This window comes from Pseudochrobactrum albidum (genome assembly GCF_051851455.1).
GTDB lineage: Bacteria > Pseudomonadota > Alphaproteobacteria > Rhizobiales > Rhizobiaceae > Pseudochrobactrum.
On record NZ_JBPVTR010000022.1, the window covers coordinates 147416 to 161597 of the forward strand.

At 50.6% G+C, this 14182-nt stretch carries 16 protein-coding genes; 13 read left to right on the forward strand and 3 right to left on the reverse strand.

The window, feature by feature from the left end:
* Nucleotides 1-153: 153 nt before the first annotated feature.
* From nrdR to ACSTTO_RS08010, 6 genes are all read left to right on the forward strand, one after another.
* Nucleotides 154-663, forward strand: a complete 510-nt coding sequence (nrdR, locus tag ACSTTO_RS07985; RefSeq protein ID WP_439272849.1) for a transcriptional regulator NrdR — start codon at nucleotides 154-156, stop codon at nucleotides 661-663.
* 117 nt (nucleotides 664-780) lie between these two features.
* A complete protein-coding gene (ribD, locus tag ACSTTO_RS07990) occupies nucleotides 781-1944 on the forward strand; it encodes a bifunctional diaminohydroxyphosphoribosylaminopyrimidine deaminase/5-amino-6-(5-phosphoribosylamino)uracil reductase RibD (RefSeq protein WP_439272623.1) in 1164 nt (387 codons plus the stop codon).
* A gap of 119 nt (nucleotides 1945-2063) precedes the next feature.
* Nucleotides 2064-2672 (forward strand): riboflavin synthase, encoded by a 609-nt coding sequence (locus ACSTTO_RS07995; RefSeq protein ID WP_439272624.1) that lies wholly within the window; start codon nucleotides 2064-2066, stop codon nucleotides 2670-2672.
* Between the two features lie 361 nt (nucleotides 2673-3033).
* Nucleotides 3034-3495: a 6,7-dimethyl-8-ribityllumazine synthase gene (locus ACSTTO_RS08000; protein ID WP_439272625.1), complete on the forward strand. Its 462-nt coding sequence runs from the start codon at nucleotides 3034-3036 to the stop codon at nucleotides 3493-3495.
* Nucleotide 3496: 1 nt separating this feature from the next.
* Nucleotides 3497-4003: a transcription antitermination factor NusB gene (nusB, locus tag ACSTTO_RS08005; RefSeq protein ID WP_439272626.1), complete on the forward strand. Its 507-nt coding sequence runs from the start codon at nucleotides 3497-3499 to the stop codon at nucleotides 4001-4003.
* A 374-nt stretch (nucleotides 4004-4377) separates the two neighbouring features.
* Nucleotides 4378-6609 carry a sodium-translocating pyrophosphatase gene (locus tag ACSTTO_RS08010; RefSeq protein ID WP_439272850.1) on the forward strand — a complete coding sequence of 744 codons (2232 nt, stop codon included), beginning with the start codon at nucleotides 4378-4380 and terminating at the stop codon, nucleotides 6607-6609.
* Nucleotides 6610-6749: 140 nt separating this feature from the next.
* On the opposite strand, the gene ACSTTO_RS08015 is transcribed toward ACSTTO_RS08010, so the two are convergent.
* Nucleotides 6750-7262, reverse strand: coding sequence for an outer membrane protein assembly factor BamE (locus ACSTTO_RS08015; RefSeq protein ID WP_439272627.1), 513 nt, complete (start codon nucleotides 7260-7262; stop codon nucleotides 6750-6752).
* A gap of 89 nt (nucleotides 7263-7351) precedes the next feature.
* On the opposite strand from ACSTTO_RS08015, the gene ACSTTO_RS08020 reads away from it, so the two are divergent.
* The 5 genes from ACSTTO_RS08020 to ACSTTO_RS08040 all read left to right on the forward strand — a co-directional run bounded on the left by ACSTTO_RS08020 (nucleotide 7352) and on the right by ACSTTO_RS08040 (nucleotide 11818).
* On the forward strand, nucleotides 7352-7891 hold the full coding sequence (locus ACSTTO_RS08020; RefSeq protein WP_439272628.1) for a ubiquinol-cytochrome C chaperone family protein: 540 nt from the start codon (nucleotides 7352-7354) through the stop codon (nucleotides 7889-7891).
* Between the two features lie 188 nt (nucleotides 7892-8079).
* Nucleotides 8080-8640 carry a YceD family protein gene (locus ACSTTO_RS08025; protein ID WP_439272851.1) on the forward strand — a complete coding sequence of 187 codons (561 nt, stop codon included), beginning with the start codon at nucleotides 8080-8082 and terminating at the stop codon, nucleotides 8638-8640.
* Between the two features lie 327 nt (nucleotides 8641-8967).
* Complete coding sequence (gene plsX / locus ACSTTO_RS08030; RefSeq protein ID WP_439272629.1) at nucleotides 8968-10074, forward strand: phosphate acyltransferase PlsX; 1107 nt, start codon at nucleotides 8968-8970, stop codon at nucleotides 10072-10074.
* A gap of 299 nt (nucleotides 10075-10373) precedes the next feature.
* Nucleotides 10374-11345 carry a beta-ketoacyl-ACP synthase III gene (locus tag ACSTTO_RS08035; protein ID WP_439272630.1) on the forward strand — a complete coding sequence of 324 codons (972 nt, stop codon included), beginning with the start codon at nucleotides 10374-10376 and terminating at the stop codon, nucleotides 11343-11345.
* A 146-nt stretch (nucleotides 11346-11491) separates the two neighbouring features.
* Nucleotides 11492-11818, forward strand: coding sequence for an integration host factor subunit alpha (locus ACSTTO_RS08040; protein WP_439272631.1), 327 nt, complete (start codon nucleotides 11492-11494; stop codon nucleotides 11816-11818).
* Nucleotides 11819-11954: 136 nt separating this feature from the next.
* Here ACSTTO_RS08040 and ACSTTO_RS08045 read toward each other — a convergent pair whose 3' ends face one another.
* The gene (locus tag ACSTTO_RS08045) at nucleotides 11955-12224 is read right to left on the reverse strand and encodes a hypothetical protein (RefSeq protein ID WP_439272632.1); all 270 of its coding nucleotides are present in this window, start codon (nucleotides 12222-12224) and stop codon (nucleotides 11955-11957) included.
* A gap of 203 nt (nucleotides 12225-12427) precedes the next feature.
* On the opposite strand from ACSTTO_RS08045, the gene ACSTTO_RS08050 reads away from it, so the two are divergent.
* Nucleotides 12428-12952: a MerR family transcriptional regulator gene (locus tag ACSTTO_RS08050; protein ID WP_439272633.1), complete on the forward strand. Its 525-nt coding sequence runs from the start codon at nucleotides 12428-12430 to the stop codon at nucleotides 12950-12952.
* A 93-nt stretch (nucleotides 12953-13045) separates the two neighbouring features.
* On the opposite strand, the gene ACSTTO_RS08055 is transcribed toward ACSTTO_RS08050, so the two are convergent.
* A complete protein-coding gene (locus tag ACSTTO_RS08055) occupies nucleotides 13046-13465 on the reverse strand; it encodes an META domain-containing protein (RefSeq protein ID WP_439272634.1) in 420 nt (139 codons plus the stop codon).
* Nucleotides 13466-13598: 133 nt separating this feature from the next.
* Here ACSTTO_RS08055 and ACSTTO_RS08060 point away from each other — a divergent pair, with 133 nt between their 5' ends.
* Nucleotides 13599-14033, forward strand: coding sequence for a MarR family winged helix-turn-helix transcriptional regulator (locus ACSTTO_RS08060; RefSeq protein ID WP_439272635.1), 435 nt, complete (start codon nucleotides 13599-13601; stop codon nucleotides 14031-14033).
* Nucleotides 14034-14182 lie beyond the last annotated feature (149 nt).

Sequence of the window (14182 nt, forward strand, 5' to 3'; positions counted from 1 at the left end):
AGCCGGACATATATAATGACAAAGCGGTTTATCTGCTTTAGATAATCCTTGTCTGATGAGTTTTCTGATTTTACTGCCGTAAAGCACGGCGCGGGGCGCATTATCTGTGCCATTATGCGCCAGAGTAATGTGCTAGCAAGTGAGAATTTAGCCATGCGCTGTCCGTTTTGTCAGTCTGAAGATACGCAGGTTAAGGATTCCCGTCCGGCGGAGGATGGCTCCGTTATTCGCAGGCGGCGGGTCTGCAGTGTGTGTGGCGGGCGCTTTACCACTTTTGAGCGTGTGCAGCTGCGTGAATTGATGGTGGTAAAAAAGAGTGGCCGCCGCGTGCCTTTTGATCGTGATAAGCTGATGCATTCGGTGCAGGTTGCCTTGCGCAAGCGCGAGGTGGATGGCGAGCGTGTGGAGCGGGCGGTATCGGGCATTGTGCGCCAATTGGAGAGTTCCGGCGAGGTTGAAATTCCTTCTGAAGAAATTGGCCGTCTGGCAATGGAGGCGCTGAAAGGCGTGGATGATATTGCCTATATCCGGTTTGCTTCTGTTTATCGCAATTTCAGCAAGGCGCGCGATTTTCACAATGTTATTGATGAGTTGGGCGCACCGGATAGCGGTACAGAAACGCCACCGGCAGAAACTGAGGATGAAAAACCGTTCAGGGAATAGCCGTGGCGCCAGCCTGCACGAGTGAGACCTGCATGAGTGAAATATGGGTGAAAAAACATTGATTGCTGCTCAGGCTCTGCACAGGTTTTGCGAGCAGTTCGTATTGGAATATGCATTATGAATGAATCCCACAACGCAATAGCCGGAAGCGCCCCTTCCGGTGACGGACATGTTTCGGAACTGGATAAGCGGTATATGGCGGCGGCTATTCGCTTTTCGCGCCGTCATCTTGGCATTACCGGCACCAATCCTTCTGTTGCGACGCTGATTGTGGCGGATAATGGCTTTGGTCCGGTAATTGTCGGGCGCGGTGTAACGGCAGAAGGCGGGCGCCCTCATGCGGAAACGCAAGCCCTCGCAGAGGCCGGCGAACTGGCAAAAGGCGCCACGGCCTATGTAACACTTGAGCCATGCGCCCATCATGGCCACACGCCGCCTTGCGCAATGGCGCTGGTGAATGCGGGGATCAGGCGCGTTGTGGCAGCATCGAGTGATCCGGATCCGCGGGTGGCAGGACGTGGCTATCAGATTTTGCGTGATGCCGGTATTGAGGTTGTAACCGGTGTTTGCCGCGAGCAGGGCGATGATGAACTGGCGGGCTATTTGTCACGTTCATTCCGCAAGCGGCCGGAGGTGATGCTTAAGCTTGCTTTGTCTGTGGATGGTTACGTGGGCTGTGTCGGCCGCGGGCAGATTGCCATAACCGGTGCGGTCAGCATTGCGCAGGTGCATATGCGCCGTGCACAGACGGATGCAATTCTTATTGGCGCGGGAACAGTGATTGCCGATGATCCGGTGTTGAATTGCCGTTTGCCGGGCTTGCAGGATCGTTCACCGATACGCATTATTCTGGACAGCGATCTGCGCATTCCGCTGACCTCCAAACTCGTGCGCTCGGCACGGCAGTTTCCCCTGTGGATTGCTGCCAATAATGATGCCGATCCGGCCAAACGCCGGCAATTGATTGAGGCCGGCTGCCGTATTCTGGCAACGGAATGCGAGAATGATAAAATCGCTCTGCCCGAATTGCTGGATGATCTTGCTGCACAAGGCATTGCCACTGTGATGGTGGAGGGCGGCGCGGTGGTTGCAGGCGCGTTTCTGGCGCAGGGGCTGGTTGACCGGCTGATGATCTTTGACGGGCCAAACCCGATCCTGCCTAATGGTGACGGGCAGGCTTTGGCGGTTGAGGGGTTACAGGCCTTTATTGCGGCAGATTTTGTCAAGACCGGCGAGATGCATTTTGCTTCCGATGTTTTGAGTGAATATAAACGCCGCTGAAATAGATCGCGAAAAGCATGATGCGGTTTTGCGGGCGGATGATGCGTGAAAAATGATCCGGCTGTTTCAGCTCTTGTTAAAAGCTGACAGCCTGTTGCGGTTGAGCGGAGTTAGGCGGAATGTTTACGGGCATTGTAACGGATATTGGCGAAGTTTCAGAAGTGAAAGAGCTGGATGAAGGTATCAGTTTGCGGATTGAGACTAATTATGATCCGAAGACGATTGAAATCGGCGCCTCTATTGCCTGTTCCGGCGTATGCCTGACAGTAACCCGTCTTCCGGATACGGAGAGCAATGCACGCTGGTTTGAGGTGGAGGCCTGGGAAGAGGCTTTGCGGCTGACAACAATCGGTGCATGGAAAGCCGGGCAAAAAATCAATCTTGAGCGCTCTTTAAAGCTTGGTGATGAAATGGGCGGCCATCTGGTTTCCGGCCATGTTGATGCCATGGCCGAGATTGTGCGCGTTGAGCCGGAGGGCGAGGCGGTGCGCTTTACCATCTGCGCGCCGGAGGCATTGGCGCCATTTATTGCACAGAAAGGCTCTGTCGCACTTGATGGCACATCGCTGACTGTTAATGGTGTGAATGGCAATGAATTTGATGTCCTGCTGATCCGCCATTCGCTGGAGGTAACCACATGGGGCATGCGCAAGGCCGGCGACAAGATCAATATCGAGATTGATCAGCTTGCCCGTTATGCTGCCCGTCTGGCTCAGTTCAAAGGCTGAATTTTTTGCCCTGAAAACTTCCCGCAGCTGCATTTTCCCGCTATCGGGCGATAAAAATACCAAAATTCTGCAAAGAGGGCTTACTTTTTTGCGCGGATGCTGTAGAGCAGCATTTCTGCCTTTTCTGCATTGCCTGCCGGCAATGCAGGGGTGGATTTTATAATTATGAAAATCGGCTGAAATAATCAAAAATGTGCCGGTGCTTACATTGTAAGTGCCGCAAGTTTCTATAGAATATATTCCGTGTCTTTTTTCCTGTTACAGGCGTGGCTTGCAGGAAAAATATACGGAAATATATACAGTGTTTTGATCAATAATCGTGGGTACATCCGGCTTGTTGCCGCTGATTATGGAGATTGAGATGACAGGAAATCTGGCTTATCCGCCGCATATTCTGATTGTTGAAGCCCGTTTTTACGATGCGCTTTCGGATGCACTTCTTGATGGTGCCAGGGCGGCACTGGATGAAGCCGGCGCTACCTATGATATTGTGACAGTTCCGGGCGCTTTGGAAGTGCCGGCTGCAATTTCTTTTGCGCTGGATGCCGAGGCCGGCGGCGGCACTGAATATGATGGCTATGTGGCTTTGGGCACGGTTATTCGTGGTGAGACATATCATTTTGATATTGTCGCCAATGAATCCTGCCGTGCGCTGACGGATCTTGCTGTGGCCGAGAGCATTGCGATTGGCAACGGCATTCTCACCGTTGAGAATGAGACACAGGCCTGGACGCGCGCAAGGCGCAGTGAAAAGGACAAGGGCGGGTTTGCCGCGCGCGCCGCCCTGACGATGATTGAATTACAAAGAAAGCTTGGAGTCTGATATGACCGCCTCCCATGCGACGCCGCAAAATGCGCCGCGCACCGCCAATAAGCGAGGCGTAGCCCGCCTCGCTGCCGTTCAGGCACTGTATCAGATGGAAGTGACCGGCACGGGTGTGCTGGATATTGCTGCGGAATATGAGAATTTCCGTCTTGGCAAGGATATAGACGGCGATCAGTATCTGGATGCTGACCCGCAATGGTTCCGCGCTATTATTGCCGGCGTGGTTGCAGACCAGCGCGTGCTTGATCCGATGATTCATCAATCCCTTACCGAGGATTGGCCGCTTTCGCGTATTGATTCGACCCTGCGGGCGATCTTGAGGGCAGGCATCTGGGAATTGCGCAGCAAAAAAGATGTGCCTGTGGCTGTCATTGTTTCTGAATATGTTGATATTGCCAAAGCCTTTTATTCTGAGGATGAGCCCAAGCTGGTCAATGCAATTCTGGACCGGTTGGCTTTTGAAATTCGCGGGGAAAGCCGCGGAGCCGGGCGAAAACCACGCTGATTATGACTGTGCGCCGGCGTTTTTGTTAAAAACCGGCCTGCTTTAAAAACGGTGCATTTTGCACCGTTTTTTATAGGAGGATATGGGTTATTTTCCTGATTTTAAAACAGATGCTTGACCTTTGTCCCGGGCTTTCGCATCCTTCTCAAAGAATACCGGAAGAGAGCCTGAAGCATGCTGATCAGACAGATGCTGAATTGATACCGGACTTCTGAATTAAATTATATTTTTATTGTCTTCTGTTTCTGTCTGGGCAGAGTGAAAATATTTTAAAAAATGCACAGCTGTTTCCTCTGATTGCTGTGGCGTGCTTTGTGCCGTTTTCCGTTTTTAGCATGGTCATTGTCCTCACGGGCTTTGGCGCCATAGAGCAGATGCAGAAATCCGGAACACAGCCAGCAACATCATCCTGCGCGATAGGTTCCGGCAATCCGGTTAAAACCGGAACAACAAGGGGAAGTCGCATGGCAGTTCTTATTTTTATTCTTATCTGCGGGGTGCTGGCATTGATCTATGCCGGCTGGGCAATCCGCTCGGTTATGGCGGCAGATGCGGGAAATGCGCGGATGCAGGAAATCGCCGGAGCCATTCGTGAAGGTGCGCAGGCTTATCTGGCAAGGCAATATATCACGATATTCTTTGTTGGCGCGGCAGTCTTTGCCGTTACATGGTGGCTGCTTGGCGTTTATGCGGCTTTTGGTTTTCTGATCGGCGCTGTTTTATCCGGTGCGGCCGGTTTTATTGGTATGCATGTTTCAGTGCGTGCCAATGTGCGCACGGCACAGGCGGCAAGTCTGAGCCTTGCAGGCGGGCTGGAGATTGCTTTTCGCGCCGGCGCGGTTACCGGTCTTCTGGTGGCTGGTCTCGCACTGCTTGGCGTGGCGGGATATTATACATTGCTCACAGCGGGCATGGGCTATGGCGCGGGAGAGCGCGTGGTGATTGATGCGCTGGTGGCGCTCGGTTTTGGCGCTTCACTGATCTCGATTTTTGCCCGTCTTGGCGGGGGTATTTTCACCAAGGGGGCAGATGTCGGGGGCGATCTTGTCGGCAAGGTTGAGGCCGGTATTCCTGAGGATGATCCGCGCAATCCGGCAACGATTGCCGATAATGTGGGAGATAATGTTGGCGATTGTGCCGGCATGGCTGCAGATTTGTTTGAGACCTATGCAGTCACTGTTGTTGCCACCATGGTGCTTGCCGCAATTTTCTTTACCAATAATGCAATCCTGCCCACAATCATTCTTTATCCTTTGGCTATTTGCGGTTTTTGTATTCTCACATCCGTTGCGGGCACATTTTTTGTGCGTTTAGGCACGGATAATTCAATTATGGGCGCTCTTTATAAAGGGCTTGTTGCCACCGGCTTATTGTCGGTCGCCGGTTTGGCGCTCGCCACCACATTTACCACCGGCTGGGGTGATATCGGCATGGCAGGCGGTGTTCCTGTGAGCGGCACCAGCCTGTTTCTGTGCGGGGTGATCGGGCTGATTGTGACCGGTCTGATTGTGGTTATTACTGAATATTATACCGGCACCAATAAAAGGCCGGTCAATTCTATCGCTCAGGCATCTGTGAGCGGCCACGGCACCAATGTTATTCAGGGGCTGGCTGTCTCGCTGGAATCCACTGCTCTGCCGGCCATAGTGATTGTTTTTGGTATTATCACCACCTATCAGCTGGCCGGCCTTTTCGGCACTGCCATTGCCGTAACCGCCATGCTTGGCATTGCCGGCATGATCGTGGCACTTGATGCCTTTGGCCCTGTTACCGATAATGCCGGCGGCATTGCGGAAATGTCCGGCCTTGATGCGCAGGTGCGCAAGGCAACCGATGCGCTGGATGCCGTTGGTAACACCACCAAGGCGGTAACAAAAGGCTATGCTATCGGCTCGGCAGGGCTTGGCGCTCTGGTGCTTTTTGCTGCTTATTCCAATGATCTGAGTTATTTTGCCGCCAATAGCGAATCCTATCCTTATTTCAGCAATATGGGGGATGTGTCTTTTGATCTCTCCAATCCTTATGTGGTGGCGGGGCTGATTTTTGGCGGGCTTATTCCCTATCTTTTTGGCGGTATTGCCATGACGGCTGTGGGGCGTGCTGCCGGATCTGTGGTGGAAGAGGTGCGCCGCCAGTTCCGTGAAAAGCCGGGCATTATGAGTGGCAAGGAGCGCCCTGATTATGCCCGCGCAGTGGATATTCTGACCAAAGCGGCGATTCGGGAAATGATTGTGCCGTCCTTGTTGCCGGTGCTGGCGCCGCTGGTGGTTTATTTTGGTGTCTTGCTGATTTCCGGTTCCAGAGCCTCAGCCTTTGCCGCGCTTGGCGCTTCTTTGCTGGGAGTGATAGTGAACGGGCTTTTTGTAGCAATCTCCATGACTTCAGGCGGCGGCGCCTGGGATAATGCCAAGAAAAGCTTTGAAGATGGCTTTACCGATGCCGCAGGCGTGAAACATGTGAAAGGCTCTGAGGCGCATAAGGCTTCTGTCACCGGTGATACGGTGGGGGATCCTTATAAGGATACGGCAGGGCCTGCGGTTAATCCGGCAATCAAGATCACCAATATTGTGGCGCTTTTGCTGCTGGCTGTTCTGGCGCATCAATAAAGCGGTTGCGGGGTCTTGAGGCAAAAGCTGTTTTGCCGGAAATGCATAAAACAGACACAAAACAAAAATGCCGGTGAGGTTGCTCACCGGCATTTTGAAGGTTTGGCCTTGCAAATTGCTTTATCTTACATTGTTTTATCTTACATGGCGCCCGGCAGGGAGGTCGGCATTTTGCCAACACCCTGAATAAGCTGGCCGATAAAGCTCTGATCCTTGCCGCCTGTTGGTGTGGTGCGGGAGATAAAATCAAAAACTTTACCATCCTGCAGGCCGTAATGGGCGATTTTCTCAACCTTGCCATTCTTGTTGAAGTAAACAGCAAGAATGCGGCGGTCGATGATTTTGGGCGTCATGAATTGTGCCACACGATAACGCTTCTGCGAAATATAGTAGAAGACTTCATTATCGAATGTGGCGGTTGTTGACGGTGTGCCGAGCGTCAGCAGAACCTGCTCACGGCTGGAACCGACAGGAACAGAATCAAGCGCCTGTTCATCTAGGACGTACCCTTCAGTAAAAACTTCTGAAGGGTTGAGTGTGCTTGCGGCATTGCAACCGGCAAGCGTGAGCGAAAAAAGCATGATTGCGCCTGTGGCGAACAAGCTTTTGCTGCGGTTTTTTGCGAAAATACGCTGCAACGACGACATCTCCATAACCAAAATCCCAACGGTACTTCCGTATCCTGATGAACTTGGGTAAACCACCTTGCATCCGGATGCAACAAAAGCATGGGCGTAAAATAATGATTCTTAATTTATTAAGGCGCAAATCCCGAGTAAATGAAGCAATTACATTGTCCGTTTATGAAAAAATCGTGGCGGCAGCACGACAAAAGCTCCTTTATGCATCGTTTTTTGTGCCCGATACCCCGATCGGCCGTTATGAAATGCTGTCCTTGCATGTTTTTTTATTGATGCACCGGCTGAAATCAGAAAAGCCGGCGCTGAAACAGCTGGCACAGGATATAGCTGAAGAATTCTTCAAGGATGTGGATCATTCCCTGCGTGAACTGGGTATCGGGGATCAGGCTGTGCCCAAACGGATGAAGAAGCTGGCGCGGATGTATTATGGCCGCGTGCTGGCCTATGAAGAGGGGCTGGATGGCGATAATTTACAGGCTCTGGCTGCCGCGCTAACCCGCAATATACGCCCCGATCTGGCAGAAGCAGGCGAAAACTGGCCGCAAAGCCATAATCTGGCTGTTTATATTGTGCAAATGCGCGATCATCTGCATGCACAGCCGGATAGCAGTTACCTTGATGGCAGTTTTGTGTTTTCATAAAATCGGGCTGGATAAATTAAGAAATAAACAGTGCCGGAAAATTGCGCAGTTCTTTGCGAAACATACCGGTGCATCCTAAATATATATAGGCGCATCATAAATATTGTATTATTAACCCCTTAAATTGCGGGCTGATATTGCTGAAATGTCCGTTAGACAGAACTGGAACTGACATGATAAAACATAATGTGCCGGACAAAACAGCATTGGTGTTTCCGGTTTCGGTGGTGCATGTGCCGCCAAAAGGCATTAGCGTTAAACTTGAGGCCAATGACAGGGAGCTGATGCAGCTTGCTGAAAATCATGGCTTATTGTCAGTTGCGTCTTTTGCGGCGGATTTTTTGATTACACCGTGGAAAAAAGACGGAATCAGATTGCGCGGCCATATTAATGCACAGATTGTGCAGGCTTGTGTGGCCACGCTGGAGCCGGTTGATGCGGTGATTGCGCAGGAGGTGGACACTGTTTTTGTTCCGGAGAACTCGCGCCTTGCCCGTATCCGTGTGGATGAAAGCGGTGAAATGCTGATTGACGCGGAAGGGCCGGATATGCCGGAGACTTTTTCCGGAGACAAGATTGATCTTGGTGCGGTTGCTGAGGAGTTTTTTGAACTGGCGATTGATCCTTATCCGCGTAAAAGCGATGCAGATTATATTGAAATGATCGAAGATGAGCATGAGGGGGAGGCAGAAATTATTCGTCCGGATTCGCCTTTTGCCGGCCTTGCAAAATTACGCGATAAAAACTGATATCTTTGTTTGCCCTTTGTCTGCCTGCGCTGCGGCGCGGTGGCGGAAGGCTTAAAGTGCTTTATAATCAAGAACATGGTTTGTGAGCTGCAAGCTGATGAGATAGAAAATAAAAATAAAGTTGTGCGAGCAGGCAAAAAGGCTATTTTGCGCACTTTAAGGGCAGGTTGCTGAGAAAAAAGCGGCAGCACTGCAAATTCTATAACAAGGAATATATTCATTGCGGGCTGTATGGCTTGCGGAATATATATTTTTAAAACATGCCGGCAGGCAGACTTTTTCGGCAAATCCGCTGTGGTTTGCAACAGACCGGTACAGGACGATCAAGTGGTCACAATTTCTATTGACGCTATGGGCGGGGATTTCGGCCCCGAAGTGGTAATTCCGGCTGCAGCCAACGCGCTGGAGCGTCACCCCGATATGCGATTTGTTTTTTACGGGCTTTCAGGGCAGGTTGAGCCCTTTCTTGATAAATTTCCCAAGCTGAAAGCAGCTTCCGTCCTGCATATCTGTGAAATGGCTGTGCAGATGGATGATAAGCCAAGTCAGGCGCTGCGCAATGGTCGTGGCAAATCCACCATGTGGCAGGCAATCGCTGCTGTTAAAAATGGCGAGGCGGATGTGTGCGTCTCTGCCGGTAATACCGGCGCATTGATGGCTATGGCCAAATTCTGCCTGCGCATGATCGCCAATGTAGAGCGCCCGGCCATTGCGGCAATCTGGCCAACCGCACGCGGTGAAAGCATTGTGCTGGATGTGGGGGCAAGCATTGGTGCAGATGCCCGCCAGTTGATTGATTATTCGGTTATGGGCGCCGGCATGGCGCGCGCCTTGTTTGAAATCAAACGCCCGACCGTGGGGCTTCTTAATATTGGCGTGGAAGAGGTGAAGGGTCTTGATGCCATTAAGGAGGCCGGCGCGGCGCTGAAAGCCACACCATTGCCCGGGCTTGAATATAGCGGTTTTGTCGAGGGTAATGATATTGGCAAGGGTACAGTGGATGTTGTGGTTACGGAGGGTTTTTCCGGCAATATCGCGCTGAAAACCGCAGAAGGAACGGCAAAACAGATAGCCTCTTATTTGCGCGCTGCAATGAGCCGTACATGGATGGCACGCCTTGGCTATATTTTTGCTAAAGGCGCTTTTGACCGCCTGCGTGAGAAGATGGATCCGAACAAGGTCAATGGCGGTGTATTTCTGGGGCTGAATGGCGTGGTTATCAAAAGCCATGGCGGTGCGGATGCTGAAGGGGTCTGTTCGGCAATCGAGGTTGGCTATGATATGGTGCGCAACAGCTTATTACAGAAAATCGAGGCTGATCTGACAGCTTTTTACAGCCATTATAATATTGACAGTGCCGCTATTGACGGCACCGCCGGCACCCCAAAGCAAGACCAGACAGGAAAAGACAGGCCGGGACCGTGTGATAGGTGAGGCAATCCGCACGGTGTAAATAAGGGAAGAACCGGCATAGAGGCTTGCAAATGCAGGTGGTGTCTGTTCCAAAATTCGCCATATATGATTTTCATATAAGCGATTATTCTGTCAGCTATCGCCGAACCGGTAGGGTTTTGTTATGACTGACAGAATATATAATATTTTAAACATCAGGCATTTAGAATGATGCGCAATGTTTTGGTATTATAAATGAAGATTCAATCTATGTATCCGGCAATATAAACAGCGCAGCCAATCGCTGGTCTTGGCCGATATGTCAGACAGGAAAATTGTTGATGATCAGATCCGTCGTAAAAGGCATTGGTGCGGCAACACCGGAACGTATTGTAAAAAATGCCGAGCTGGAAGGTGTTGTTGATACATCGGACGAATGGATCATTCAGCGCACCGGCATCCGCCAGCGTTATATTGCCGGTGAGGGTGAAACCACGGTCTCACTGGGCACAAGGGCTGCGCAGGCGGCACTGGATAATGCCGGCCTGACTGCTGCCGATATTGATCTGATCATCCTTGCCACTTCCACGCCCAATCATACTTTTCCTGCAAGTGCGGTCGAAATTCAGAATGCATTGGGCATGAGGCATGGTTTTGCCTTTGATATGCAAGCCGTTTGCAGTGGTTTTGTCTATGCTGTCACCACGGCAGATATGTATATTCGCGGCGGCATGGCACGGCGCGTGCTGGTGATTGGTGCAGAAACATTTTCCCGTATCCTTGATTGGAAAGACCGTACAACCTGTGTTTTGTTTGGCGATGGCGCAGGCGCAATTATTCTAGAAGCCGCTGAAGGCAACGGCCTGACATCCGACCGCGGTGTATTGACAGCAAATCTGCGCTCTGATGGTGACCATCGGGAAAAGCTCTATGTGGATGGTGGCCCCTCAACCACGCAGACGGTTGGCCATTTGCGTATGGAAGGCCGTGAAGTGTTTAAACATGCCGTGGGCATGATCACTGATGTGATTGAGGCATCTTTTGCCACGACCGGCCTGACCGCAGAAGATATTGACTGGTTTGTGCCGCATCAGGCCAATAAGCGTATTATTGATGCCTCCGCCAAGAAATTGAATATTGCTGAACATAAAGTGGTGATCACGGTTGACCGTCATGGCAACACTTCCGCAGCCTCTGTTCCGTTGGCGTTGGCAACAGCAGTGCAGGACGGGCGCATCAAAAAAGGCGATCTGATTTTGCTTGAGGCAATGGGGGGTGGCTTTACATGGGGTGCGGTTTTGCTGCGCTGGTAAAGAGTAAAAAAGCTTTTTAACGGTTTGACAGGGCGAAAGAATAGCAAAACAAGACAAAAGTCTGCTTGACCATCGGCATTGCATCTGTGTAACCTGTTGCACATACAAGAGATTATCACCTTTAACGCTAGCCGAGTAGGTTCATCATGGGGGGTAAGACTGTCACGCGTGCCGATCTGGCTGAAGCTGTCTATCGCAAGGTAGGGCTGTCACGCACTGAATCCGCATCGCTTGTTGAAATGATTCTTGACGAAGTCTGTGATGCCATTGTGAATGGTGAAACGGTTAAGCTCTCATCTTTTGCTACTTTTCAGGTACGCGACAAGAATGAGCGCATTGGCCGTAATCCTAAAACCGGCGAGGAGGTGCCGATCCTCCCGCGCAGGGTTATAACTTTCAAGGCATCCAATGTGCTCAAGCAACGTATTTTGGATCAGCATCTTGCCCGTCTGGGCAAAAAGGCCAAAGCCTGATTGTTGCCTGAGGATAAATATTGCCTGATAATGAATAAGGCGCCGGTTTATTGATAGCCGGTGCCGGTTCATGATCTATATGGTTTGAGATTTTATGGTTTAAAAATTTGGCGCGCAGGCGGGCTCGCTGCCTGTTTTATGTCTGCGGTTTTATCATATTGTGGCGGAATATTTGAAAGCTAAAACAGCATGGCAGCGCTGGCCTTGCATTTTCAATGGTCGTGCCCTGTATAACAGGCCTGCGCTGTTCCTGCTCTAATTCCTGACATTGGGTTTCTTCAGCCTCAGCTTCAGAAAACTGTATATTATCAGCTGCGATGGCAAAAATCGCGCTGAAATCCCTTTTTATGTAATTTATTATACAGTTTAGGCGTTTTGCCTTATGCTTTACAAGAACAAGAATCATTGCTTCTGCTGAACTTTATCCGGCTGAAAGCCGCATAATCCCTGTTGCTGTCAGAATATATCCTTAATTTTACGGCTATAGGGCGTAAGTTCTTGTTTGGAAAAAAACAATGAACCCAGAATTATGACGGCTGACTGATGAGGGTGCGGCTGTTTATAATAGAGTGTGAGTGATCCTCCTTTATAACCGGAAAGGGGCAGTGCATGAATAAAAGTCCTGATGCGTTTAAAACGATCAGTGAGGTGGCAGATGATCTGGATTTGCCGCAACATGTGCTGCGTTTCTGGGAGACGCGCTTTACACAAATCAAGCCGATGAAACGCGGTGGCGGGCGGCGTTATTATCGCCCTCATGATGTGGAATTGCTGAAAGGCATACGTCATCTGCTGTATGATCAGGGCTATACAATCAAGGGTGTGCAGCGTTTATTGCGTGAAAATAATGCGCAATTTATCATCGCGCTCGGCAATGGCGATGTGGCGGCCGTTGAGGCGATAACCCGTCAAAAACAGGCTGCTACAGCGCAAAATGCCGCAATTGAAGATTATGATCCGGAAACGCCGCGCCAGTCTTCCGGCGGGCGCAAATTGTTTGGCCTTTTGCGCGGGGATGAAGAGGGGCCGGTGGGGCTGGATGCCAAACGCCTGAATAAAGATAGCCGCACATTATTGCAGGAGGCGTTGTTTGACCTGTTGGAATGCAAACGCCTGCTTGATCAGGTGCGCTGACATATTTTTCTGAAATAGTATTTCGCAAAAATGGCGGGTTTTACCGCCATTTTTATGCATCGAGGGCAATTTGCCTTTAGCTTTCACGTGTATTCAGCCACGTTTCAGGCGCAAAACCTCGCGGTTTTGGGCATCTGTCAGAATCAGATGATTGCGTTTGATTTTCCAGCTGGTCACCAGCCGCAATGCTGCATGAAAACGGGCATCCTGCTTCATTATTTCTGGCGGGCAGGCCATCATGGTTGCACCTGCCGGTAAAACCCTGATCCTATCGCCTTTGATTTCCATACTGCCCATATAGCGATTGCAACCGCCGGTGCCGGAAATTTTATTGTCATCAGCAATATCCAGTGTGGATCGGGTTTCGCCCTTAATCCTGTGGCCTTGAATACGCTCAACTATCCAGTTGCCATGAATATCCGTATCAGCCGCGGATGCGACGCCGGCGCCGCTGATAATAAGCCCTGCAATTACCGGTGCTGATTTGATAAAAGATCTGAGTTTGGCTGACATTCTATCCTCATGACAAAAAATTGAACATGTGGACGCAGTTTATATGAATAGCCGCTGATTGTAATGAAACAAAAAATATTTTATAGGTCGAATAATTGTTAGCATCCTACTTATTTGTGTGCTTATGGAACATATGATTGCCAGAAAACGGGCGGACTTGCTCACAGATATGTCAGTGGTGGGGCGCAAATTGCGCCGCCTGTTTGATATATTTGCCAAAGAACATGATATGACATTGCCGCGGGCGCGTGCATTATTTCTGCTCTCCAATCATCAATGCATGACACAGACTGAGCTTGCCGCCGCTTTGGAGATTGAAACCCCCACATTGGTGCGTTTGCTGGACGGGCTTGAAAAACAAGGGCTTGTTATTCGCAGTCATGTGGAGGGCGACAGGCGCGCCAAGCATATCAGCCTCACGGAAACAGCCCATGAACAGGTTGCGGAACTGCAGCAGGTGGCTGAAGTTTTGCGCATTCGTATTCTTGAGGGGCTGGGTGAGGAGGATCTGGATGTGGGGCTGCGTATTTTACGCATCATTTTAAAAAATATGGATGCCATCAGTTAGGGCGTGTGGTTGCAGGGCGATGGCGGCTTTTTGCAATTATATCCGGTGTTAGCAGTGTTTTGAGTGGAAAAGAATGGCAGAAACAACCGGTAAAACGGATGGGCGCATTGGCGCCAAGGATGATAGTGACGCAGAGCTGAACCACACCC

Excerpts from the sequence above, each read along its gene's own strand:
- ACSTTO_RS08050 (WP_439272633.1), top strand. The coding sequence starts at position 12,428 with ATGAATAAAAGTCCTGATGCGTTTAAAACGATCAGTGAGGTGGCAGAT.
- ACSTTO_RS08045 (WP_439272632.1), bottom strand. The coding sequence starts at position 12,224 with ATGATTCTTGTTCTTGTAAAGCATAAGGCAAAACGCCTAAACTGTATA.
- ACSTTO_RS07995 (WP_439272624.1), top strand. The coding sequence starts at position 2,064 with ATGTTTACGGGCATTGTAACGGATATTGGCGAAGTTTCAGAAGTGAAA.
- ACSTTO_RS08040 (WP_439272631.1), top strand. The coding sequence starts at position 11,492 with ATGGGGGGTAAGACTGTCACGCGTGCCGATCTGGCTGAAGCTGTCTAT.
- nusB (WP_439272626.1), top strand. The coding sequence starts at position 3,497 with ATGACCGCCTCCCATGCGACGCCGCAAAATGCGCCGCGCACCGCCAAT.
- ACSTTO_RS08000 (WP_439272625.1), top strand. The coding sequence starts at position 3,034 with ATGACAGGAAATCTGGCTTATCCGCCGCATATTCTGATTGTTGAAGCC.
- ACSTTO_RS08010 (WP_439272850.1), top strand. The coding sequence starts at position 4,378 with ATGCAGAAATCCGGAACACAGCCAGCAACATCATCCTGCGCGATAGGT.
- ribD (WP_439272623.1), top strand. The coding sequence starts at position 781 with ATGAATGAATCCCACAACGCAATAGCCGGAAGCGCCCCTTCCGGTGAC.
- nrdR (WP_439272849.1), top strand. The coding sequence starts at position 154 with ATGCGCTGTCCGTTTTGTCAGTCTGAAGATACGCAGGTTAAGGATTCC.
- ACSTTO_RS08015 (WP_439272627.1), bottom strand. The coding sequence starts at position 7,262 with ATGGAGATGTCGTCGTTGCAGCGTATTTTCGCAAAAAACCGCAGCAAA.
- ACSTTO_RS08020 (WP_439272628.1), top strand. The coding sequence starts at position 7,352 with ATGATTCTTAATTTATTAAGGCGCAAATCCCGAGTAAATGAAGCAATT.
- ACSTTO_RS08055 (WP_439272634.1), bottom strand. The coding sequence starts at position 13,465 with ATGTCAGCCAAACTCAGATCTTTTATCAAATCAGCACCGGTAATTGCA.
- ACSTTO_RS08035 (WP_439272630.1), top strand. The coding sequence starts at position 10,374 with ATGATCAGATCCGTCGTAAAAGGCATTGGTGCGGCAACACCGGAACGT.
- ACSTTO_RS08060 (WP_439272635.1), top strand. The coding sequence starts at position 13,599 with ATGATTGCCAGAAAACGGGCGGACTTGCTCACAGATATGTCAGTGGTG.